This is a genomic window from Oscillatoria sp. HE19RPO (assembly GCF_024220515.1).
Lineage (GTDB): Bacteria > Cyanobacteriota > Cyanobacteriia > Cyanobacteriales > Laspinemataceae > Laspinema.
Window position 1 is genome coordinate 23,492 of sequence record NZ_JAMXOT010000111.1, and the last position, 21,736, is coordinate 45,227.

Genomic DNA, 21,736 nt, shown 5'->3' on the forward strand with positions numbered 1-21,736 from the left:
GCTGGCTGGGAGAGCAATCAATGGAGGAAGTGAGATTTGAAAATACTCTGTCTGAGTAATGGTCATGGGGAAGACGCGATCGCCCTGCGGGTATTGCGCCAACTCCAGCAGCATCCGCATTCTCCAGACTTAGCCGCACTCCCCCTGGTAGGAGAGGGCCGTGCCTACCTGCAACTGCCGGAGATAGAAATTATTGGTCCCGTCAAACCCATGCCATCCGGGGGATTCGTCTATATGGATGGACGGCAGTTATTGGGCGATATCTCTCACGGATTGCTGGGATTAACCTGGAAACAATATCAAGCCATCCAACAATGGGCGAAACAAGGGGATGCCATTTTAGCGGTTGGAGATATTGTCCCCTTGCTATTTGCCCGTTTGAGTGGGCTTCCCTACGCCTTTATCGGCACTGCCAAGTCTGAATATTATCTCCGGGATGAAGCAGGAGTGTTACCCCGTCGCACTTGGTTTGAACGGTTGGAAAGTTGGTCCGGTTCTGTCTATTTACCCTGGGAACGCGCTTTGATGCGGAATAAATGCTGTCGCGCCGTTTTTCCTCGGGATGCACTTACTACAGCAACCTTACAGCAATTTTCAATTCCCGCTTATGACTTGGGGAATCCGATGATGGATGATTTAGAGGTGGATACTACAGCCCCAATTTTTTATGACCCGGATGCGGAACTGAAGGAAACTCAGCGATCGCTCGTAATCACTCTATTACCCGGATCCAGAGCACCAGAAGCTTATGGGAATTGGCAACAAATCCTCTGGGGACTGGCGTCGGTGGTGGAAACGTTCAATAAGCGCCATCCCGTTATTCTCGCGGCGATCGCCCCCGGATTAAAACTCGAACATTTCTCCCAGGAGTTAGAAAATTACGGATGGCATCGCCACTCCTCTCTCCTGGATGGGATTGGGGATAATCCAGGACCCTTAGAAATTGATCGGGCGATCGCCACCTTACAAGCATCCGGTGCCCTCACCTTTACCCAGAAAAACGCCCGCTTATTGCTGACTCAGACGGGATTTGTGGAATGCTTGCGTTACGGAGATGTGGCGATCGCGATGGCAGGAACTGCAACCGAGCAATTTGTGGGATTAGGCAAACCGGCGATCGCCCTCCCCGGAAAAGGACCCCAGTTCACCCCCGCCTTTGCCGAAGCTCAAAGTCGCCTCCTGGGACCCTCAGTAACCCTCGTCAAGCGCCCGGATAAAGTCGCCGAAGTCATCCAGCAACTCTTACGGGACCCGGATCTCCTGCAACTCATCGGCGAAAATGGTCAGCGTCGCATGGGAGAACCCGGTGCTTCCCAACGGATTGCCACTCATTTAATGGAGGTATTTGATCCATCTCCCTCAAGGTAAAGCCGGCGCGAGCTAATTTTAACCGGATTGGGTCGGGTCCCTGGAGGGGTAATAATTGGGCCAGGGATAAACACTCTTATGATGTTGAGATTTGAGGAGAATAATTTTGCTGTGAATCCCTTATTCCGCCGGGGACTTAAGTCCCTGGCTCATAGCTAAAGTCGGTTAAAACCGACTGAAATGGTTAGATGACAAGGTTTTTAGAGCGACTTTGGAGAGGGAGACTTACGCAAAAATTGCGGAAGAGACTTATGCCCTAGTCATGTTAAAGATGTGGGTTCGGAACTGAAGAGATCTTCTCTCGGAGGGGTTGGGGAAAGAGGTTAGCAAGGCGAATTTTAGAGCGGGATTAGAGTAAGCAAATTTTTATAATTATTCATCAGCTTTTGTTAGTGATAAAGTAACATTTAATAATGTTCATCTTTGTTCGGAATCTGGGCGATCGCCTACCCATGCCACACAACCCCATCCAAATTATAACTTAATCCTATCTTGACTTAGGGAAAGCGCCGGATATATTCAATTTTTATAGAGAAAATGAGTACATAAAATAATAACCCGGAAATGCCCGGGTTATTCCTAAGATTATTTTAAAGTCATTTTTTAAAATTCTTCTTCATATCCTCCCTCATTTAGGGCGTTTTTAGCTGCAATGTAATTGTCAATTTTAGCTTTAATATACTTGCACTTTTCCCGAACTTTATTTTCAACAAAAGCTAGACTTCCGAGATCAGCCTCTTTATCACATTTTGCTGTTACTCCGTAACCATTAGTTAAATCCCAAACACTTACTTGACCCTCCCTTAACACATGAAGTACCTGACGATCACCGGGATCGGTCGGGTCAAAAATAAGTTTTTTCATTAATTCGATGGTATCGGCAACCTCTTTCTCTTCTTCAGTTAAAGTTATTTTTATTTTAGATTCGTAGTAAGTTCCCCCAAATGGCCCTTTTTTTTCTTGCCGATCTACAGATAATTTCATGGTTATAATCCCAAAATACTGAAAAGCCGGATCTGTTAGACTTCATTAACGGGCTCTACGCTGACCCGGAGTAAGAGCAGTAGAGCTTCTTTAGCTAGTTTTGGCCTGACTTGTTATTTAGCCTCTGAGTTTGAAGAAGAAGCTTAATCGCTTTCTTTGCTTCTGCATCTCCATCTTTGGCTAACTCTTCTAACTCAGTAAAAGTGTTACCTTTCACACCTCCGGGGTATTCATATTGAATTTTGGAAAGTTGATAATCTATTTTAGTAGAGCGCAACTGCTCCCAGGTGTAGTCGCCTCCATACTTATTGATGAGTTCTTGCGCTTGTTTTCCCATAATTCACGCTATTGCTCTGTTTATCTCTCGATTCACCCGACCAACCTTCTCCATTTGTTCAAGACGTAACTCCAGGATTCACCCTGAGATTGTAGCCATGTGACGGTTGCTTTTCCACACTTAATGCAGGGTACTCCTTCTCTAGGATCTTGGCTTCTCTCGCAACTGCCGCAAACGTAGTTATCTCCATTTGGGTCAGCTTGGTATTTTGCAGATCTTGGGTAACTCACGGTTTTGTCCTTGGGTAAGGTGGTTGTTGGGGCTGAGGATTAGCCCTTATGCAAACATCATCTCTGAAACTCTAGCTCCTGCCAAGTCGGAAATATCGGCGTTTCGAGGCGATAGTCGAATCGGGTTTGTCGGAAATGTCGGAAAGATCGGATATAATAGCTCAAACTTTACCACTATCTGGACCTATGGACATCACGGAAGTGTTGAAACTGGCTGATGAGCTGGTTTTCACTCAGACGGGAAATCATTTGGACTATCTGCAAGAGGCAATTTTGCAAGGCACTTTGGAAGGTGAGACTTACGCGAAAATTGCCCAAGAGACTTATGCCAGTGAGGGTCATGTTAGAGATGTGGGTTCGGAACTCTGGAAACTTCTGTCGCAGGGGTTGGGGAAAGAGGTTAGCAAGGCGAATTTTAGAGCGGTATTAGAGAAAGCAAATTTTTATAATTATTCATCAGCTATTGTTAGTGATAAAGTAACAGTTAATAATGTTCATCTTTGTTCGGAATCTCGCCGATCGCCTACCCATCCACAACCGTCTCAACCCACTCAAACTCAACCGCATCTTGACTTAGGCAACGCGCCGGAAATCTTCAATTTTTACGGACGAACTGACGAACTCGCGACTCTCGATCGCGCCATTGTTGCCGATCGCTGTCGTCTGGTGGCACTTCTCGGATTCGGTGGGATGGGTAAAACCACTCTGGCGTTGAGTTTGATTGAACAAATTCAAAATCAATTCGAGTATGTCATCTATCGCAGTCTGCGCTTTTACTCGGATTTGGGTGCAATTCTTAGCAATCTGTTGCAGATCTTTTCTCCCGATGCCGAGATTCCCGATCGCCTGGAAACGCAACTCTCCCAACTCCTCACCCATTTACGTCAGTCTCGCTGTTTGATTGTTCTCGATGATTTGCAGATTCCCTTCAATACTGGCAAACTAGCAGGGGAAGATGGATCAGTTTACGAAGATTATCGGCTGTTTTTTAAGACGATCGCCGAAGTGACCCATCAGAGTTGTGTGCTGGCGATCGCCGATGAAAAACCCCTCGCCATCACTACCTTGGAAAAGCAAAACTATCCGGTGCGATCGCTGGTGTTGCAGGGTTTAGGTGACGCCGCGAAAGCAATTTTGCAAGACCAAAATTTATCGGATTCAGAAACTTGGGAGAGTTTAATTAATCTTTATAACGGTAATCCCCTCTGGTTAGAGCTAACCGCCACCTCAATCAGAGAATTGTGTGGCGGTCGAGTAGCGGAATTTTTAACCTATCAAACGCCGGTTTTATGGGAACCTTTGCAGGCACAATTAGACCAAAAGTTTCAGAGGTTAACCGTAGCGGAAAAGAAGGCGATCGCTCAACTTGCCACGGCCACCGAACCTGTGACATTACTGAATCTGCTACAACTAACGCAATTTTCTGCTGCTGAGTTTTTTAATGTGATGCAATCCCTCGGCAGGCGCTTTTTTGTAGAAATTCAGGAACGGGAAGGCGTCACTCAATTTTTCCTCAATCCGGTGTTGAGGGAGTATGCGAAAAATCGGGGATGGGATTGAAGATTGCCTGAGTTTTTGTACAGAACTTACGCATCAACCCTAAATCTGTAGAGGCGATTCGCGAATCGCCTCTACATTTAGGGTCCCCTCGGAAAATATGCGTAAGTCCTGTTGGAGATAATTTATTTCAGGTTTGTAGTAGCGCGTAACTGCGGAGCAACAAGAGAACTCGCCACTTTCTCGCTATTACAAACCTTAGAATTTCCAAAAACCCTATCCCCTTTAAGAATCTTATTGCTGTTCTAAACTTCGCAGCCGCGCTTCAAGTTCAGCAATTCGTGCTTCGGCTGCTTGTCGCGCCTGCGCCTCTTCCTGTCGCGCCTGCGCCTCTTCCCGATGACTTAGGAGGAGTTCCCCAGTTGCGGGATTATAAAACCGCAGTTCGCCTCCAGGCAACAATCGCAATTCTAACCCTAACACTTCACTCCATATTGTTTGAGTGCCATCGGGTAAGGCAGTTAGTTCTAGGGGAAAATAATTACCATCCCTTAATCTTAATCCCTGGAGTCGAGGACGCAGATAATCGCCTGTTGGATCGTATTGGAAATATTCAGAGACTCCCAAAAAAGCATAAATCCCTTTTTTAGCGCCTTGGTCTTGACTGCGAGTGCTTCTGGAGGTAATCTCTAAAACAAAATTAGGGGCTTTATCATTTTCTTCCCAAGTTTTATAAGAGCGTCGTTTGCGTTTTTCTACACCCAACACCACAAAGGCATCAGGAGAAACTACGCATTCGGGTTTTCCCTCTTCATAATATATAAACAGATTTCCCGAAACGTAGATATCCTGACGATTTTGAAAATGGATGTCCAGTGTTTCCACCGTATAAATCAGATAATCGCGTGCTGGATCGCTTTCGGCCATTGGTTTACCGTCTTCCTCGGGATATTCAATTTGGGGTGAGACTTGACTGTGTGAAATTATCATTGTCGGCTCCCTCAACTCCATTTGTATCCCTCATTTTAACTCAAGTTATGGGTTAAACCTGGCGATTGGGATGGGATTTGCTAAAATTAATGATAAATTAATCAATTTTAAAACTGCTATGAACCGCGCTGAATTTTGTTTCCATGCGGAACTGAACGACTTTCTACCCAGGGATAGCAAAAATGCCACCCTGATGCATCAGTTCCCAAATCATCCCTCGATTAAAGATTCTCTGGAGTCGTTTGGGATTCCCCATCCGGAAGTTGAGACGATCGCAGTCAATGGCAAATCAGTCGATTTTTCTTATCGGGTGCAAGATGGCGATCGCTGCGATATCTATCCGATTTCTCAATCCGTGGAACTTTCGCCTCGGGTGAGGTTGCGTCCCCAACCTGAACCCCGTTTTGTGTTGGACATCCACCTGGGAAAACTAGCGGGATTTTTGCGAATGTTGGGGTTTGATACTCTCTATCGCAACGACTATCCCGATGAAGAGTTAGCGCGGGTTTCCAGTGCGGAAAATCGGATTTTGCTGACGCGGGATATCGGGTTGCTGAAGCGCGGGATTGTGACTCATGGGTATTGGGTGCGATCGACGAATCCTCATCAGCGTCTCGAAGAAGTTTTGCGCCGGTTTGAGTTGTTCGATGCCATCACGCCGTTTAGTCGCTGCATTCACTGCAATGGATTACTGGAAACTGTTACTAAACAAAGCATTTTAGAGCGATTGGAACCGAAAACCCGAGAACATTATGATGAGTTTCGGCGCTGTAGTTCTTGCGATAAAATCTACTGGAAAGGTTCCCATTATGAAAAGATGCAGGAATTCATTGATGGCGTGAGGGGGGATATTTTGCTTAAATGAATCCACATAAAAAAGTAAGGTTGGCATTGCCAACCTTACCCATTAATCTCTTGAAAATGAACAGTTTATTTAACTAAAACCCCCGGTTCTTTTTGTCGAGGGACAACCTCTAAAATATCGGTTTGGGAACAGTATTTTAGATCTTCATTACAGTTGAGACGGAGCAGGCGTTGGCCGTGACTGGCGTGATGCATTAAGCCTACTAAATCGTCTTGCCAGTGACGATAGAGAGCTAAGGCAGCGATCGCCTCGTCATTGCCAGCGAGTTCCTTGGGTGAGAGACTGCTATTGGCGAGTAAACCATCGGCGATCGCCCCGGCACAGACAGTATCTTCCAGAGAATAGCTGCCTTCCCAACCGGAACTGACAATCCAAACGGTTTCTGGATTGGTTTCCAGCAGATAGTTCACCACCGCTTGGCGATTAATTAACGCCGCTGCGAGTACCGAGGGGGCCGATTCGATTCGTTGCAACGCCCTTGTGCCGTTGGTGGTACTGATGAACAAACGACAGTCTTTGACTCGTTCAGGGGTGCAATCTAAGGGGGAGTTTCCCAAGTCGCACCCTTCAACTTTGGCCCCCCCGCGTTCTCCAGCACGCAGGCGTTTTTCAGCGGGCCAATCTGCGCTCAGTTGCATGAGCTGATCCATATCACTAAACACTTGCACAGCTTCCGCACCGGCATGGAGTACCGTGGCGATCGTGCTGGTGGCGCGTAAAACGTCAACGGCGATCGCGCAATCGGGCACGCTATCGGTGGGGGTCAGTTCGGGAGTGTGGTAGACAAAGAGCTTCACTGCTTGAAAACACCTGCTTGTTAAACTGCCGAGTTCTTATTTTATGGGTTTGGGGGGTATTCTTGGTAAATATTCTTAGAATTTGAGGTTAGGGGCGATTTCACCCGGTGTAGGTATCCCTGATATCTCTCCCCCCCTGGGGGATTTGGGGCCGTTGCGCCACGGATTCCCATGCCGACGGTCCCCCCAGGCAGCATTTTTGAGGAAAAGTCTGCCGAGTCTAGGGGATACGAATGTGCCCTTAAAACACCATCATCGATAAATGTTCGGGATGTTCAATCATTTCTTGGGCCAATAAAAAGGCGGCGATCGTCCAGGTTTGATACTTTCTGGCTTCTTTCCCAATTAGTCTGCCGGTTGTCCCATCATAATATTCCGGCCACTCATCTTTCTGTAAGCGTTTAGCAGCAATTTGAATCGCTTTACGGGCAATTTCGGGTTTTCCCGTATGTAGGGCCGCTGCGGTTAACATCCACAGCAACACCGGCCAATTTCCCCCATTATGATAGGACCAAGCCCGATTTTTGGGGTCACATCCGGTCATCATTTCCCAATCCCTTCCTTCCAAGGCGGGAAAACAAATTTTCATGGGCATTTGTCCCACTAAATTTTCCCAGCGCTTTTCAATCAGGGTCATCACTTCTAGGGATTGTTCTGGGGTGGTTAAGCCGGATAAAATTGCCATTAAGTTACCCAGGGCAAAAAACCGACAATCGAGTTGAGAAGGGCCGAGATTTCCGGCGAGATAGCCTCCGCCTTCGGGTAACCACCGACTGAGGCGATCGTAGGGAATGGAGTCGGAGTAAATATTAAATTGATTGAGGGCGGTTTCCCCATATTCTTCTCCTTTGTATCGATAAATAGCATTGACGCGATCGAGGTCTAGCCAATAATGTTGTCGCAAATGAATTTTAAGCGACTGTAATCGTTTTTCAACCGCTTGATTAATGTAGGAATTTTCTACATTTTCGAGCAGGAGCTCTTTGGCCGATCGCAAGGCATAATAAAATAAAGATTGAATTTCCAACGGATGTCCGTCAATGCCCATTCGGCGGTCAATCATGCAAGCGCCATCGGGAACTAAGATGGTGGGGTACATATCGAAGCGAGCCACCAAACACAACTCCATAATTAACCGGATGCCTTTTTGGAAATCCGGTTGATGGGCAATAGATAATTCGCCTGTAGTGTTGATATAATTCCGTAAAACGAAAATCCACCACAAACAAGAATCAACCGGGGTGACTCGCCCGATCGCATGGTTGCCAAAGTCGGCCAGTAAATATTCTTCATGTTTGCCGTGGACCACTTTGAAACTCGCGGGCATTAATCCTCGACCCGCTTCCAGAAAATCCAGTTGTCTTTCTTTGATTTGTAACTTCAAAGTCTGGACCAGAAAATTGCGGACAATTTCGGTTTTGCCCTTCATTAAAAAGACCAGTGCACAGGATACAAAGTCCCGGATAAAACACTGGTCATAATTGAGTGCTTCCGCACTGGGATCTGAAGCGGCAACGGTCCCGACGGGATGACCGTTATAATAAATAATCGATTTTTCAAGAACCTGCCATGCTTCGTCGAGGATAGTGCTGTCCGTACCCATTAATTCCCTGAGTGTACTGCTTTGATAAACAGTTCATTATAGCATCCATGCACCGCAATCCCCTGATTCCAGAAACTGGGCAAAAACCCAGTTTCTGGAATCAGGGGTCAAGGGGACCGATCGCAGGACTTCAATCTACCAATCTTCCCCAGCACCCCCACCGCCACTCTCCCCTCCCCCGAAGTCACTACTATCGCTACTGCTGTAGCTGCTGCTATCGCTACTGCTGTAACTACTAATGTCATCACTGGTGTAACTACTACTGTCATTACTGCTGCTATCGTTACTTGTCTCCCATAGGGTAGCAATGGTTGTGTCTGTGCTGCTGGTACTGCTGCTGGATTGACTACTGGAACTATAAACGGGAGGCGGAGGAGGTAAGGCAGGAAGGATGATGGATTGGGTGCTTTCGTTGCCACAACAGTGACAGCGATCGCGAATTTCCTGTCTGCCACTACTAGAGGTGGTGGGTTCCTGGATGACTTGTTCGGTGCGAGTGACGGTCAATTCCTGACAGATGGCACATTCCAAAATGGCCGAGTTTTCAATGTAACCGCGAATGTGGAGCGGGTGATTGCCAGATTCGGGGTAACAATTAGCACATTTCCACCCGATAAATTTGACACTGCCGAGGGTTTGAGCGGTGGTTTCTGGTTTTGTGAGTAAGGATTGCAGGGGGTAACCCTGGATTTTTTCTAGGGGATAGCGGCAAAGCAGGCAATGAGCAGGGCGATCGCCCTCCCGAGGTCCCATAAAGTTCCGTTGGTCCTGAACCCGCGATCGCCCGGTGGGTTCGAGGAATACGGCATTGGATGGGGGTTCTAGGCAGGGAATAGTTTCTAGGAGTTCTTCATGGCGATCGCAACAGTGGCAATCCTCGGCGATCCATTGTTTCCCGGTTTGATTCCATGTGGGTTGTTTGACAATTTGACTCACTTGGCGCGTTACGGTTAATTCTTGACAAGTGGGACAATGGGTGACATTGGATAACTGGGTTTTATAACTGAGAATATGAACGTCACCGATTGAGGGTTCCGGATGGCAGGTTGCACAGAATACCCCTTTAAATTGAACACTTCCCAGTTGTTGGGCGACTCGTTCCGGAGGAGTTAAATGGGAGTTAATTTCTGAATATTCCAGGGGTTTTAGGGGGTGTTTGCACTGATTGCAATAAAGACGGCGCGGGTTTTGAAAGAGTTTTGTAGAGCGCGATCGCCCGGTGGGTTCGATGAAAATTCGCCGACTTTTCTGATAGGCAGTTCCTCCGGCGACTGCCGCTAATGCTCCTCCGCCCACGAATAGCAAAGGCGTCCAATTCATGGGCATGGTTTCGGGTTCAATTTCCGGTGTTAACGGGGGAGGATCTGCTGCGATCGCCTCAATTAATCCCTGAGTTCCCGCTAAAATTCCGCCCTCAAAATCTCCCTCTCGGAATCGAGGCGTCACTTGAGTTCTCAGAATAGTCCCCACTTTAGCATCCGGCAGCACCCCCTCCACTCCATATCCGGTTTCCACTTCCACCCGGCGTTCCTCCACCGCCATTAAAAATAAGACGCCGTTATCTGTCCCCGCCTTGCCAATTCCCCAGTGATTAAACAGTTCCGTTGTAAATGCCTTGGGATTGGGAGAAGGAGCAGTCGTGGGCATCGTCACCACCGCCAGTTCTGCCCCAGTAGTTGCCTCCAATTCCGATATCATTTGATTCAGTTGATTTTCAGTCTCATTGCTGAGAATATTTGCCATATCACTCACCCATCCCCCATATTGTTGTTGGGGATTGGGGACATCCTGCACGGTTATGGCATGAGTGAGCAAGGGAAATAGAATCAGGGATAATCCCAGGAAGAAGCCACAAATTTGGGTTATGGTGCGGATATTTCGGGTTAGCATGGCGTGATTAATCCTCCAGTTTAACTATAGGGATTGAGTTAGATTTAGAGTGAAAATTGCAGGAATAGTTCTAACTTGATGGGCTGTAATTCCTATTAAAAACTACCCCCAGCACCACCTCCACCACTTCTGCCGCCTCCACTCCTGCTGCTGCCACTGCTACTGCTGCTGCCACTGCTACTGCTGCGAGTTTTGCGGGGGATTCTGCGTTGTTCATCTTCTCGATAATTGCAGGATTGACACTGATAAATGATCTGCTGGAGTCCGCTGCGAGAATAGGTGGCACGGCGCAGAGTAATGCGATCGGTAATGACGGCGGTAAATTCTTGACAAGTGGGACATTCACGAAAGCGATGTTTATTGAGGATATAGCGTCTCAGGTGAAATTGAGAGGGCTGATTGGGATAGCATTGGGAACAATTCCACCCTTCAAATCGGGTACTGTTTAATTGTTGGGCGACTTGTTGTGGTCCAGTGAAGCGATCGCGCAGAAAATCCTCGGAGAGTTCAGTCAGATTGGTATTGCATTCTTCACAAATAAAGGGGGTTTTGGGTGGAAATAGGGAAAGAATCACCTGGGCGCAAATCAGGCTAAATACTGCCGAAACACTCAGAGAAATAACTCCGTAAAATTCCAGGGATTGCTCCCCATCTGTGGGCATCCAAATTATGGAAATTAACGCCATGACAGCTATACCCAAAAATGCTGCAAACACCAGGATAATGATGCCTGTTAACAGACCTGACCCAATCCTAGCGAATATTTTAGAGCCGGATAAAATCCTCTGTTTTTCCTGCATTTGGGCAAAAATAGAGGGATAGAGTAACCTCCCAACTACCCCTAAAATTAAGAGGAAAGTCAACCCTACAAAAATACTGGATGCTCCTTGCCATAACCGTCGGGATGGATCGAGAAGGAAACACACTAGAATCAGGGCAATGGAGACACTAAATACGGCTAAAACAGTCCAGCAATACAGTCCAAAAGAGTACCCGTTAAATCGACCCATAACTTGCGATCGCCCGGTGGGGTTTAGGGTTATCGGTTGGCGGGAGATATGTTGAGCTTTCTTGAAACCGAACCAAGAGAGTCCCAAGGCGAGTATAGAACTCGCGCCAACGGGTGCCCTGGGAATTGAGGGTTCAGGCAACCCAGTTTCTAGGGGATTTTCCGATAAGACGCTGACTAATGCTTCAGTGCCCGCTAATATCCCCCCATCCCAATCTCCTTGGCGAAGTTTTGGGGTAATTTGAGTGTTAATAAGATTACCCACTTTGGCATCGGGTAATATACCTTCGACTCCATATCCGGTTTCAATTTCGACTCGTCTATCTCCGACGGAGGTTAAAAATAAAACGCCATTATCTACGCCTTCTTTGCCAATGCCCCATTCATTAAAAAGTTCTGTGGTAAACTCTTTTGGAGTAGGAGAAGGGGCAGTTGTGGGGACCGTTACCACAATAACTTCTGAGCCATTATTTGCCTCCAATTCCGATATCATCTGATTGAGTTGAGTTTTGGTACTCTCGCTGAGAATATTTGCCATATCGGTCACCCAACCCTGATATTGTTGTTGAGGGTTAGGCACATCTTCTACGGTGAGGGCGTGACTGATTAAGGGAAAGCCAATCAGAGATAAAGAGAGTAAAATTGTCCAAAACAGTCTCTTTTTTTTCAATTCAACTGCTGCCCAATGACAACCATCACTGACAAAATTTAAGAATCGATTTATTGAGTGTTTATTTATTCGGTTCTTATTCATTTTCTTGTGATTTAAGGAATGATATGATCTGCCCTCTCTGATATGACGCTCCTAAATTTAAGTTGCGTTGCAGGGGCTGAAGTCATTCTGGCGACAAGAGTGGGGGGAGTTGTGTAACGGTTAGCAAGAGGTTGATTGAGGAAACAAACTACTGTTTCTGGAGTCAGGGTCTCGATTTAGACTGAACTCCTGTGCTATGGAAATAATTATGGACAGTAGCACAGCCTGGTTACATCCTGACATTGTTTGAGATAAATTAGAGGAGAATTTAACATTTTTTTATGAACTGGGTAGAGGTGGGACGATGAAGGATTCTAATTCTCAAATTCCTGAAGATATGGCCCAGGAAGTGCTAGAACTGGCTTCCCGTTACTATTCGGGGTCTCAAAATAGTTATTCTCTGGAGCAATTGCAGGAGGCGGGTTCAGATGTGCAGATTCCGCCGGAGTTTGTGGAAAAAGCGATTCAAGAGGTGCGGGAAAAACGCCGGATTGAGGCGCAAGAGCAACAAGCGGCAGAGGAACGGCAAAAAACGATAAAAAAGGTGGCGGCAGGAGTGGCGGTAGCAGTCGCCCTCTGGGGAATTTTTACCTATAATTCTCTGTCTAGCAGCGCTTCTGATGTGGAGGCAAGTTGGGCGCAGGTTGAAAATCAGTTTCAGCGTAGGGCGGATTTAATTCCGAATTTGGTGAGTCTGGCGCGAGTCCAAACGGAGGCGGAACAAGAAACGATCGCCCTGTTGATGCAATCCAGAGAAGGTTACCTCCAAGCACAAAATTTACCGGAAAAACAGGCGGCGATCGCAGAAATTAATGTAGCGATTAATCGCTTTAATCAATCTCTCGGAACTAACCCTCAATTACAATCCTCTCAAGCCTACCAAAATCTCAGTTATGAACTCGCGGGCACTGAAAATCGGATTGCTGTGGAACGAATGCGTTACAATCAAGCGGTGCAAGCCTACAATCAAAAGGTGCGGGCGTTCCCCAATTCCCTGATTGCCGGTTTGACTGGGTTTAGTCCAAAACCCTTTTTTGCTGCTGAAAATCGCGATGTTCCCAGAATTGATTAATTTATGAAACTAGCCAATTTTATTAAACTCGGTACTTGCTCGTTAGGAATTATTTTAGCTTGTACTTTATCAGTCCAAGGGGTAGAAATTACGCCTCAAATGCCTGAAGTGAATCGTCTGTTTTCCCGACTCTTACCCCAGGAACAGGTGTTGCAAGAATTGGGGGACGCCCATGTGATTTATTTAGGGGAAACTCACGACAGTGAGGCGGATCATCAAGCGCAGTTGGAGATTATCCGCGCCTTACATCAGAAGAATCCCAATCTGGCGATCGCCCTAGAAATGTTCCAGCGTCCCTTTCAAGGGGCGATCGACCGTTATTTACAGGGAGAAATCACGGAAACTGAACTGATTGCAGAAACGGAATACGAGCAACGCTGGGGATTTCCCTGGGAATATTACGCCGAGATTGTGCGTTTTGCTAAAGACAATCAGTTACCCATTTTAGCGTTAAATACGCCGACTGAAATTACCCGAAAAGTCGCAAGGGAAGGGTTGGAAGGATTAACGGAAGAGGAACGAGCATCTATTCCACCCTTTACGGAAATTAAGACGGATAATGCGGACTATCAGCAGATGGTGCGGGAGGTTTTTGAACAGCATCAAGCAGCGGCGCATGGGTCGAGTTTGAAGTTTGAGAATTTCTTTTTAGCCCAAGTTTTGTGGGATGAAACAATGGCTGAAACGATTACGGAATTTGTGAAGGAAAATCCTCAGACTCAGGTGGTGGTTTTAGCGGGACAAGGGCATATTGTGTATGGACATGGGATTCCGAGTCGGGTGGAAAGACGAGTGGGCGATCGCCTCGGAATGGAACCCTTTGTCCAGCGATCTTTATTATTTAATCTTCCCGAAGAACTGCGCTCAATAGGCGATCGACCTATTGCGGACTATTTTTGGGAACACTGAGGAGGATAGGTTAGTTGTCATTGGTCATTGGTCATTGGTCATTTGTTATTTGTCAGTTGTCCTGGGTGGATGGGGGTGATGGGGAGGAGGAAACGACTGAAGTCGTTACTACGAACGAAGATAAGATAACGACTGAAGTCGTTACTACGAACGAAGATAAGATAACGACTGAAGTCGTTACTACGAACGAAGATAAGATAACGACTGAAGTCGTTACTACGAACGAAGAATATTCTTTCTATCTTCCCTATCTCCTCCCAAGGACCAAGGACCAATGACCAATGACCAATGACCAATGACCAAGGACTAAGGACCAATGACCCTACCCCAGGGATTGAACAAAGGGTTCAAAAACAGGCAGGAGATTGGGTTGGGCGGTGACGAGAGTGGGGAAGGAGCGATCGCTGTAGTTGGTGCCGGGGGTTAGGGGGAAAATGGGTTGTGGTTCTAGGGGATGCCAGACGGCACCGGCAGCTTGGACGATCGGCCAAACTCCGGCAATATCCCAAATTTTGGGGGTCGCTTCTACTCCTCCGAGGGTAATCCCGGCAGCGACGGTGAGAAAATTGTAGCTGGCAACGCCTAACATCCGAATTTTGCAGGGGAAAAGAGGTTGATAGTTGCCGATACTGCGGGAACAGAAGCTAAAAAACTGGTTAGGATCCAGGGGGTCTGAACTGCTATGAATCCGGCGGCGATCGAGAAAGGCTCCCTGGGGTAATTTTAGACCCGTTTGACCGGACCAGAACCCGTGGAATGATTGATGGAGGGGGGGTAAATGGACATACCCAAAGACGGGGGTCCCACGATACAGCAGGCCGAGAGAAACGCCCCAGATGGGGATACGGCGAGCGAAGTTGGTGGTGCCGTCTAGGGGGTCGATAATCCAACACCATTCGGTATCGGGAAAGATATGTGCGGATTCTTCGCTGAGGACTCCATGTTCAGGGAAGCCAGTGGCGATCGCATCGCACAGTTCGCGATCGGCCCATTTATCCGATTGCGTGATTAAGCTGCCATCGGCTTTTTCTACTGCCTGGACTTGGCCGAAATCAGCCATTAGCTCTTTACCGACCTTATTCGCGGTCGTCTCCGCAAAATGTAGAACTTGATCCCAAAAATCAGTCATTGGTTTTTGATAAATTGCGAATGTACAGTTGCTAATAGCCGATTGAATCAAGGGAAATGAGCGGATATGAGCTTAATTCCCGGGTGCTTCAGTCTAATTCACCGGCCATCACTGCCGCGATCGCATCTTTGGCATTCTCGCGGAACTCGTGAATATTGACTCGTCGCAGAAGGACAACCGCTAGAATCATCCCCACTGCTTGGGTAGCAAACACGAGACCATAAGACAAAACGGGTACGCCAAAGAGCAAGCGACCCAAATCTAAAACTGCACCACCGGAAACCGTAGACAGTCCTCGGGCGATCGCCTGAGCTAATCCCCAGGCCCCGATAAAGGTCCCGGCAGTTTCTGCGGCAGTTAGATCCAGCATCAAACTAATGGCACCCGTGGTAATAATACCCGATGCTAAACCGTAGAGGAGTAAGGACCCCATCAACATTTCCGGTTTTTCGGTAAATCCAGCCATGATAATCAGTCCCAAACAGACGGCAGCACAGATACAGCCTAATTTGGTGGTGTTTTGCTTACCCAGGCGCGGAACGACTAAAAAACCTGTCGATGCAATCCCAATTAAGGTCCCCATCCCGAAGAAGGCATTCAGTTGGGTGGTTTCTGAGATTGGCATTCCGAAGACTTCCCCACCGTAGGGTTCCATGACGGCATCCTGCATGAACAGACTGATGCTCATCACTAGCAAAAAGGTAAAAAATATCCCGGTTTGGCGACTGGCGGTCAAGACGCGCAGGGCCTCACCCAAACCAATTTGGTCGTCTCGGTTCCCCGGAGTTGACCGGGTGCCAAAGCGGGAATATTTTTTCTCGACTCCCACGGTGCCAATCCCAGTGAGGACGAGTACGATCGCCGGGACAATCAGAAACAAACGGTTTACCGATGCCTGTAGCTGTTCGATGGGGGTATCTAGGGTGATCTGCTTGAGTAAACTACTGCTGACGATCGCCCCGATGATAATCCCCACCATCAGCATCGACCAGACGATACTCACCAGTTTAGAGCGATTATCCTCATCAGAGACATCCACCAGGAGGGCGGCAAAGGGGGTGGAACTGGCACTCAGGGCCAGACCATAGACTCCGAAGGCGAGGGCCAGAACTCCCGCCCAGAGGTAGGTCGTCGGACTCCAGCCGGTGGCCTCCAAACTGCTGCCGAGTTGCCAGACAATTTGTACGGCAATGAAGGAAATGGCGGTAAATAGGGCCGCACCAATCCAGATATAGCCACTGCGATGATGACCCAATAGGGGTTTGGAGTCGGACATCTGACCAAACCAGATGCGCGCCGGACTGACAAACTGGTGCATGGCGATCGCCCCTGCGGCAATCAATGCCGGGACTCTGAGTTCTTCTATCATCACCCGGTTAATCACCCCTAGAGTCAGTAGGGACATGATCCCCAGACCCATCTGAAATAAACCCAGACGAAACATGGTTGCTAGGTCAATTCTGGGCTTGAGGATTTCCTCACAGAAGGCGGATGGGGGTTCGGTTATCTTGCCAGTTGCCATAACGAATTGGGATTTATCTAACAACAGCTTCAGCTTTCATCATGTTAGGATAATCCCGGCCCGATAGATAGAGGGCAAATATACCCCCAAGGTAGGGTTAAGATTTGAGGCGCGAGGGCTTGACTTTTAGCCTAATTTCTGATACTTATTCCCCTTATTTTTGGAGGAGAGGAAATGGCAGCACCTGGGACTGCCTTCCTCTCCCAGTGGCTTAATTAAACGCCGGGATACTCATAGGACCCGATATCGATGATTCCATTCACGATGCGATCGTACCCCTCTCCCCGTTGGTCAAAAGGCAGGGGCGATATATACGGTGAGGGAAAGGTGGCATCTCCCGCATCAATGGCGGGACTTCCGGGTTGTAATCGGTGAGTTGGAGTTGTTCCACCGGCATTGGCTAAGGGGTCAAGCATCGGATTCACATTCAGGATATCTGTTGGTGCGAAGCCACTGCCTCCAGTAGGATCACCAATTAGATTGTAGCCGCCAGAAGAGAGGACACCACTGAAGTCAGGGTGCAAAACGAACATATTTTCATTGCCCGCAATGATTGTGTTTTTAGCATTAATGACCCCATTGTTATTCATAATCCCAGAACCTGTACCGCTTACCGAATTGTTAGAAATCGTGCTATTGGTAATGTTCACGGTTGCAGGGTTATTATTATTGTAAATGCCGCCACCTTCGGTATCTGCGCTATTGCCTGAAATCGTACTTTTAGTGATATTGAGAGTTCCACTATTCCAAATTCCGCCACCTTGGGAGGCAGAATTATTAGAAATTGTGCTGGCTGTGATGTAAATTTGACCTACTGAATTGAAGATTCCTCCCCCACTGATAATCCCAAAATTATTATTAACAACACTGTTGGTTAATTGTACCAAACCCCCGTTATTATAAATGCCACCCCCCTGACCCCTACCGTCGGCGATCGTCAAGTGATGAAAACTTGCTGAAGCACCATTGTTGACATAAAAAACTTGGTAAGCATTATTCCCACTAATCGTTAGTAAATCAGCACCGGGTCCACTGAAGGTTAGAAAACTATCGATCGCCGGTAAAGGGGACTCCAGAATAATCTCATTTCCATTGATTAAATTCATGTTAATTACATGAGATCCGCCTTGGGTATTGGCATTGATCATCGCTTGTCGTAATGAGCCATACCCGCTATCGTTATTATTTAAAACGAGGGCATCATCATCTATAATTATACCCGTCACGGTCTCTGGAGTACCCAGGTTATAAGCACCCGTTGTTAAAGTAAATTCGACTATTTTATTCGGTTCTATTTGGGTATTTCCCCAGGGTGCGATCGCGACAATCGCCGTTGAAGCATTGGGTGCAAATGTGACGGTTCCGGTTGTATCAAATGTGTCAGCACCCGTCTGATTGTAGTCTCCATTGCCATCGGTACCAACGGTTGCCGTTCCTCCGACGGTAAAATTAGCCGTTAAAGGACTGGTTAAGGGGGTATTCACGCTATCAGTGCGAGTAAACGTATAAATTAATTCTGCACCACTATCTTCAAACACGCGATCGGGTGATACTCCCAGGGTTACTGTGGGGTCAAGGGTTAAGGTAGAATTAACCGTGAAATTGCCCAGATTAGTAGCAGGAACAGCATTGCCACTGGTATCGAATACCTGATTTCCCACGAGGGCGATCGCATAAGTACCATTATCCTCACTATCCCAAATCCCACCCGGCGCAGTCATTTCATAAGTCGCAGTGCGAGGTGTACCGTTTTCACTGCTATTGATACTAACTAAAGTCGCTAAACTATTGAATCCATTAGATCCGGTAACTTGGATATCTGAACTATCCAAACTACTGATATCAATCGCCACATTATCCGCATAATCCACGGTAAAACTGTGAGTCGTTTCGCCACTGGTATTCACATCCGTCACCCCCAAATTACTCGCCGTGGGTGCGAGGGTATCCAGATTAACATTAAAACTGCCGAGAGTCGCATTAGGAATAGCATTCCCACTGGTATCCGTGACTTGATTGGATTGTAACAGGACCGTATAAGTGCCATTATCTGCCGTATCCCAACTGCCACCGGGTGCAGCAATTTGATAGGTTACAGTGCGCGGTGTGCCGTCACCCAGGGGATTGACACTCACAAACGTCGCCGGAATTTGGGACCCATCCGCTTGGGTAACCAGAATATCAGAATTATCCAAACTACTGATATCAATCGCCCCATTATCGGCATAATCAATGGTAAAGGTGTGAGTTGTCCCCCCAGGGATTGTGATATTCTCGGCGATGAAATTAGACGCCGTGGGAATATTAATCCCGCCATCATCATTCACCAGGGTATAAATCGTGGTGCTTTGGGTTCCCAACCTTGCACCATTGGAGGGATTGACTAATTGCAACGGGATGGTTTCATCCGGTTCATTCACCAAATCTCCGACAATCGGGAGTGTCACATCGCGATCGCCACTTTCCCCATCAGCAAAGGTCACCGAAATCGGAAAGGTTGTGGTATAATCTTCCCCAGAGGTCGCGGTCCCTGCCGGATTATCTAACACCACCTGCACCATGACTTCCCCATCACTGCCGCCACTGCGTCGGATTGTTCCGACAACTGTCTCCACTGCCGTCCCACTGTTGCCTTCTAATCCACTGGAACTGGCACTGATAAATTCTAACTGTCCCGGTTCATGGTCTAAAATTTCTAAACTTGCCGTTGAAATTCCCCCTAAAATTGCCCCATCAGAAGGATTAGAAAGTGCAATTTGCACCGTCTCTGTTGCCTCTACTAGGTCATCATCTAAAATGGGAATCGTCAGGGTTTTCGTGGTTTCCCCTGGATTAAAGGTCAGAGTTCCTTGGGTAGGAATATAATCGGCATCTGCGGTGGCAGCATTATTGGTATTGGGGGTTTGGGTCGCATAATCAACGCTGACTGTCCCGATCGCACTGTCCCGGGTAACAGTAATCGTCGCACTCCCCCCATCTTCCCGAATGCTGTAGGTAGGGGTGCTAAATTGGATTTGCGACGGGCGATCGTTATCGACAAGGGTTAATATGGCTGTATTTTGACTCCCTAAAGATGCGCCTCCCGTGGGATTAAATAAGGTTAAATTAACTGTTTCATCCCCTTCTAAAACCTCATCATCGACAATCGGAAACTCAAGGGTTTTAGGGGTAACATTCCCATCGCCAAAGTTCACAAAAATAGGTGTATTATCATAGTCATTGGGAGCAATTGCCGTGCCATCGATGAGGGTAATAGTTGCACCCACTGCACCCGCACTCCCCTCTATCCGTTCTACAGTGATGGTCATAACGGGAGTCCCATCTTCGTTCACTGCAAATTGACTCGCCGTAAATTGCAGCGTTCCTGGAATAGAATTATCAATTGGCGGATTATCCGTTGGCGGATTATCCGTTGGAGTATTATCCGGTGGCGTTCCCGGTTGGGTAATCGGTGAAATGACAAGGGAGGGAGTGGCAAATACAATGTCCGGTTGTTCCGTTGCCTCTGCTGCGGGGACTTGCGTTTCTTCTACTGGGGTGTCTGCGATCGCCTCTGGCACAAAACTAGGCGTTGCCACATTCAGCAAAATCGCTAAATATCGCCCGGTATTCCGGTCCTGGATAATCGTATCGTTGGCATAATTTTCCGTTCCTTGAAAAATATTTAATCCTTCAAAGGTGAGTCCATTTGCCAGTTCCAATTCATCTTCTAAGGGATTAAAATCCGTAATAATCGCCGCTTCTGCTAAAGTGCCACCGCCTAGGGTGGGAAACAGAATAAAGGTATCTTTATCTTGGCCTCCGGTGACGGTATCCGCACCCGATTCCAGATAAAAGGTATCAAGTCCCGCCTCTCCAAACAGGCGATCGCTGCCGAATCCTCCAATTAAAACATCCTCCCCCTGTCCGCCATAGAGGATATCATTGCCATCCCCCCCATCTAAAACGTCATCGCCTTGACTGCCAGCGAGTAAGTCATTGCCATTCCCCCCAGTTAGACTATCATTTCCTTGATCCCCATAGAGGATATCTTCCCCATCTGCACCATTGAGGACATCATTGCCTTGCCACCCATAGATAAAATTATTGCCCAGGGTTCCGAGTAAGGTATCATCGAACGGTGTGCCTTGAATGACTGTCATAATGTTTGAGTTGCCCTTTTAGACTGGAAAGTGTGCTTGAGTCAATAAGTTGGCGATCGCCCCGATCGGGTTCCATCCCTGAAAGAATGGAAATCCAACTCTGACTCCTACTTTCTCAGTTATGCCCGATCGCACCCTCGAATGTCATCGGTATTTTCATAAATGACCTGAATCTGGGACCCACTTGTAGGGATTTCGGCTGAATAAGTTCACCGGATGTGGGTGGCGATCGCCTTGACTTTTTGAGTCACTTATGGTAAGTAACTTGTGGTATGTTTAACCGTCAAAATTTCTGTTAGATAATTATAGAGAAACCGTTAACGGGAAAAATACTGTGGGTATAGCCTGATGTTGTGAGGGGGACAGCGACTCAAGAATTACCGGACTGCAATAAAAAGACTAATCCCTCCCAAATAATCACGCCTAATCCATTCAATTTGGGTCACCTAATCTGATTCTGGGTGTAATTTTTTTTTGGCATTTTTCGTCCTGACTTGAGCAATTGTAGGATTTTGCTTATCCTTTTAAAAATAGGTTTAAGGGGATTGCAAAATATAAATCCTCCAAACGTTCAGCTAAAACGAAGGAATGTGTAGGGGCGCAATGCTTGCGCCCTCCGGAGGGCGCAAGCATTGCGC

General features: G+C 47.3%; 16 protein-coding genes. 6 read left to right on the forward strand and 10 right to left on the reverse strand.

Annotated elements, in window-relative coordinates; translation table 11 throughout:
* Positions 1-36 precede the first annotated feature (36 nt).
* Positions 37-1,368: a lipid-A-disaccharide synthase-related protein gene (locus NG833_RS11060; protein ID WP_254565346.1), complete on the forward strand. Its 1,332-nt coding sequence runs from the start codon at positions 37-39 to the stop codon at positions 1,366-1,368.
* 603 nt (positions 1,369-1,971) lie between these two features.
* Here NG833_RS11060 and NG833_RS11065 read toward each other — a convergent pair.
* Both NG833_RS11065 and NG833_RS11070 read right to left on the reverse strand, forming a co-directional pair.
* On the reverse strand, positions 1,972-2,352 hold the full coding sequence (locus tag NG833_RS11065; RefSeq protein ID WP_254565347.1) for a hypothetical protein: 381 nt from the start codon (positions 2,350-2,352) through the stop codon (positions 1,972-1,974).
* Positions 2,353-2,446: 94 nt separating this feature from the next.
* The gene (locus tag NG833_RS11070) at positions 2,447-2,689 is read right to left on the reverse strand and encodes a hypothetical protein (RefSeq protein ID WP_254565348.1); all 243 of its coding nucleotides are present in this window, start codon (positions 2,687-2,689) and stop codon (positions 2,447-2,449) included.
* Positions 2,690-3,105: 416 nt separating this feature from the next.
* Between NG833_RS11070 and NG833_RS11075 the strand changes: the two genes are divergently transcribed.
* Positions 3,106-4,479 (forward strand): AAA family ATPase, encoded by a 1,374-nt coding sequence (locus NG833_RS11075; RefSeq protein WP_254565349.1) that lies wholly within the window; start codon positions 3,106-3,108, stop codon positions 4,477-4,479.
* A 231-nt stretch (positions 4,480-4,710) separates the two neighbouring features.
* On the opposite strand, the gene NG833_RS11080 is transcribed toward NG833_RS11075, so the two are convergent.
* A complete protein-coding gene (locus NG833_RS11080; protein ID WP_254565350.1) occupies positions 4,711-5,406 on the reverse strand; it encodes a Uma2 family endonuclease in 696 nt (231 codons plus the stop codon).
* Between the two features lie 118 nt (positions 5,407-5,524).
* Between NG833_RS11080 and NG833_RS11085 the strand changes: the two genes are divergently transcribed.
* Positions 5,525-6,271 (forward strand): Mut7-C ubiquitin/RNAse domain-containing protein, encoded by a 747-nt coding sequence (locus NG833_RS11085; protein WP_254565351.1) that lies wholly within the window; start codon positions 5,525-5,527, stop codon positions 6,269-6,271.
* 65 nt (positions 6,272-6,336) lie between these two features.
* Here NG833_RS11085 and NG833_RS11090 read toward each other — a convergent pair whose 3' ends face one another.
* From NG833_RS11090 to NG833_RS11105, 4 genes are all read right to left on the reverse strand, one after another.
* Positions 6,337-7,068 carry a 2-phosphosulfolactate phosphatase family protein gene (locus tag NG833_RS11090; RefSeq protein WP_254565352.1) on the reverse strand — a complete coding sequence of 244 codons (732 nt, stop codon included), beginning with the start codon at positions 7,066-7,068 and terminating at the stop codon, positions 6,337-6,339.
* 241 nt (positions 7,069-7,309) lie between these two features.
* Positions 7,310-8,671, reverse strand: a complete 1,362-nt coding sequence (locus NG833_RS11095) for a glycoside hydrolase 100 family protein (RefSeq protein WP_254565353.1) — start codon at positions 8,669-8,671, stop codon at positions 7,310-7,312.
* A gap of 135 nt (positions 8,672-8,806) precedes the next feature.
* Positions 8,807-10,561 carry a YgcG family protein gene (locus tag NG833_RS11100; RefSeq protein WP_254565354.1) on the reverse strand — a complete coding sequence of 585 codons (1,755 nt, stop codon included), beginning with the start codon at positions 10,559-10,561 and terminating at the stop codon, positions 8,807-8,809.
* Between the two features lie 95 nt (positions 10,562-10,656).
* Entirely contained in the window at positions 10,657-12,240 is a 1,584-nt protein-coding gene (locus NG833_RS11105) for a TPM domain-containing protein (RefSeq protein WP_254565355.1), read from the reverse strand.
* Between the two features lie 388 nt (positions 12,241-12,628).
* On the opposite strand from NG833_RS11105, the gene NG833_RS11110 reads away from it, so the two are divergent.
* Genes NG833_RS11110 through NG833_RS11120 form a run of 3 tightly spaced genes read left to right on the forward strand, consistent with a single transcriptional unit; the run spans position 12,629 to position 14,583 of the window.
* Positions 12,629-13,396, forward strand: a complete 768-nt coding sequence (locus tag NG833_RS11110) for a LemA family protein (protein ID WP_254565356.1) — start codon at positions 12,629-12,631, stop codon at positions 13,394-13,396.
* 3 nt (positions 13,397-13,399) lie between these two features.
* Positions 13,400-14,305, forward strand: a complete 906-nt coding sequence (locus NG833_RS11115; RefSeq protein ID WP_254565357.1) for a ChaN family lipoprotein — start codon at positions 13,400-13,402, stop codon at positions 14,303-14,305.
* A gap of 14 nt (positions 14,306-14,319) precedes the next feature.
* Positions 14,320-14,583 (forward strand): hypothetical protein, encoded by a 264-nt coding sequence (locus tag NG833_RS11120; RefSeq protein WP_254565358.1) that lies wholly within the window; start codon positions 14,320-14,322, stop codon positions 14,581-14,583.
* Positions 14,584-14,627: 44 nt separating this feature from the next.
* On the opposite strand, the gene NG833_RS11125 is transcribed toward NG833_RS11120, so the two are convergent.
* The 3 genes from NG833_RS11125 to NG833_RS11135 form a co-directional block, all read right to left on the reverse strand.
* Positions 14,628-15,434, reverse strand: a complete 807-nt coding sequence (locus NG833_RS11125; RefSeq protein ID WP_254565359.1) for an inositol monophosphatase family protein — start codon at positions 15,432-15,434, stop codon at positions 14,628-14,630.
* A gap of 88 nt (positions 15,435-15,522) precedes the next feature.
* A complete protein-coding gene (locus tag NG833_RS11130) occupies positions 15,523-16,956 on the reverse strand; it encodes a BCD family MFS transporter (protein ID WP_254565360.1) in 1,434 nt (477 codons plus the stop codon).
* 215 nt (positions 16,957-17,171) lie between these two features.
* Positions 17,172-21,098, reverse strand: coding sequence for a Calx-beta domain-containing protein (locus tag NG833_RS11135; protein WP_254565361.1), 3,927 nt, complete (start codon positions 21,096-21,098; stop codon positions 17,172-17,174).
* Positions 21,099-21,736 lie beyond the last annotated feature (638 nt).

What these genes read in the sequence shown, in the direction of transcription:
- NG833_RS11070 (WP_254565348.1), bottom strand. Translation starts at nt 2,689, where the DNA reads ATGGGAAAACAAGCGCAAGAACTCATCAATAAGTATGGAGGCGACTAC.
- NG833_RS11085 (WP_254565351.1), top strand. Translation starts at nt 5,525, where the DNA reads ATGAACCGCGCTGAATTTTGTTTCCATGCGGAACTGAACGACTTTCTA.
- NG833_RS11075 (WP_254565349.1), top strand. Translation starts at nt 3,106, where the DNA reads ATGGACATCACGGAAGTGTTGAAACTGGCTGATGAGCTGGTTTTCACT.
- NG833_RS11110 (WP_254565356.1), top strand. Translation starts at nt 12,629, where the DNA reads ATGAAGGATTCTAATTCTCAAATTCCTGAAGATATGGCCCAGGAAGTG.
- NG833_RS11135 (WP_254565361.1), bottom strand. Translation starts at nt 21,098, where the DNA reads ATGACAGTCATTCAAGGCACACCGTTCGATGATACCTTACTCGGAACC.
- NG833_RS11125 (WP_254565359.1), bottom strand. Translation starts at nt 15,434, where the DNA reads ATGACTGATTTTTGGGATCAAGTTCTACATTTTGCGGAGACGACCGCG.
- NG833_RS11095 (WP_254565353.1), bottom strand. Translation starts at nt 8,671, where the DNA reads ATGGGTACGGACAGCACTATCCTCGACGAAGCATGGCAGGTTCTTGAA.
- NG833_RS11065 (WP_254565347.1), bottom strand. Translation starts at nt 2,352, where the DNA reads ATGAAATTATCTGTAGATCGGCAAGAAAAAAAAGGGCCATTTGGGGGA.
- NG833_RS11100 (WP_254565354.1), bottom strand. Translation starts at nt 10,561, where the DNA reads ATGCTAACCCGAAATATCCGCACCATAACCCAAATTTGTGGCTTCTTC.
- NG833_RS11080 (WP_254565350.1), bottom strand. Translation starts at nt 5,406, where the DNA reads ATGATAATTTCACACAGTCAAGTCTCACCCCAAATTGAATATCCCGAG.
- NG833_RS11130 (WP_254565360.1), bottom strand. Translation starts at nt 16,956, where the DNA reads ATGGCAACTGGCAAGATAACCGAACCCCCATCCGCCTTCTGTGAGGAA.
- NG833_RS11115 (WP_254565357.1), top strand. Translation starts at nt 13,400, where the DNA reads ATGAAACTAGCCAATTTTATTAAACTCGGTACTTGCTCGTTAGGAATT.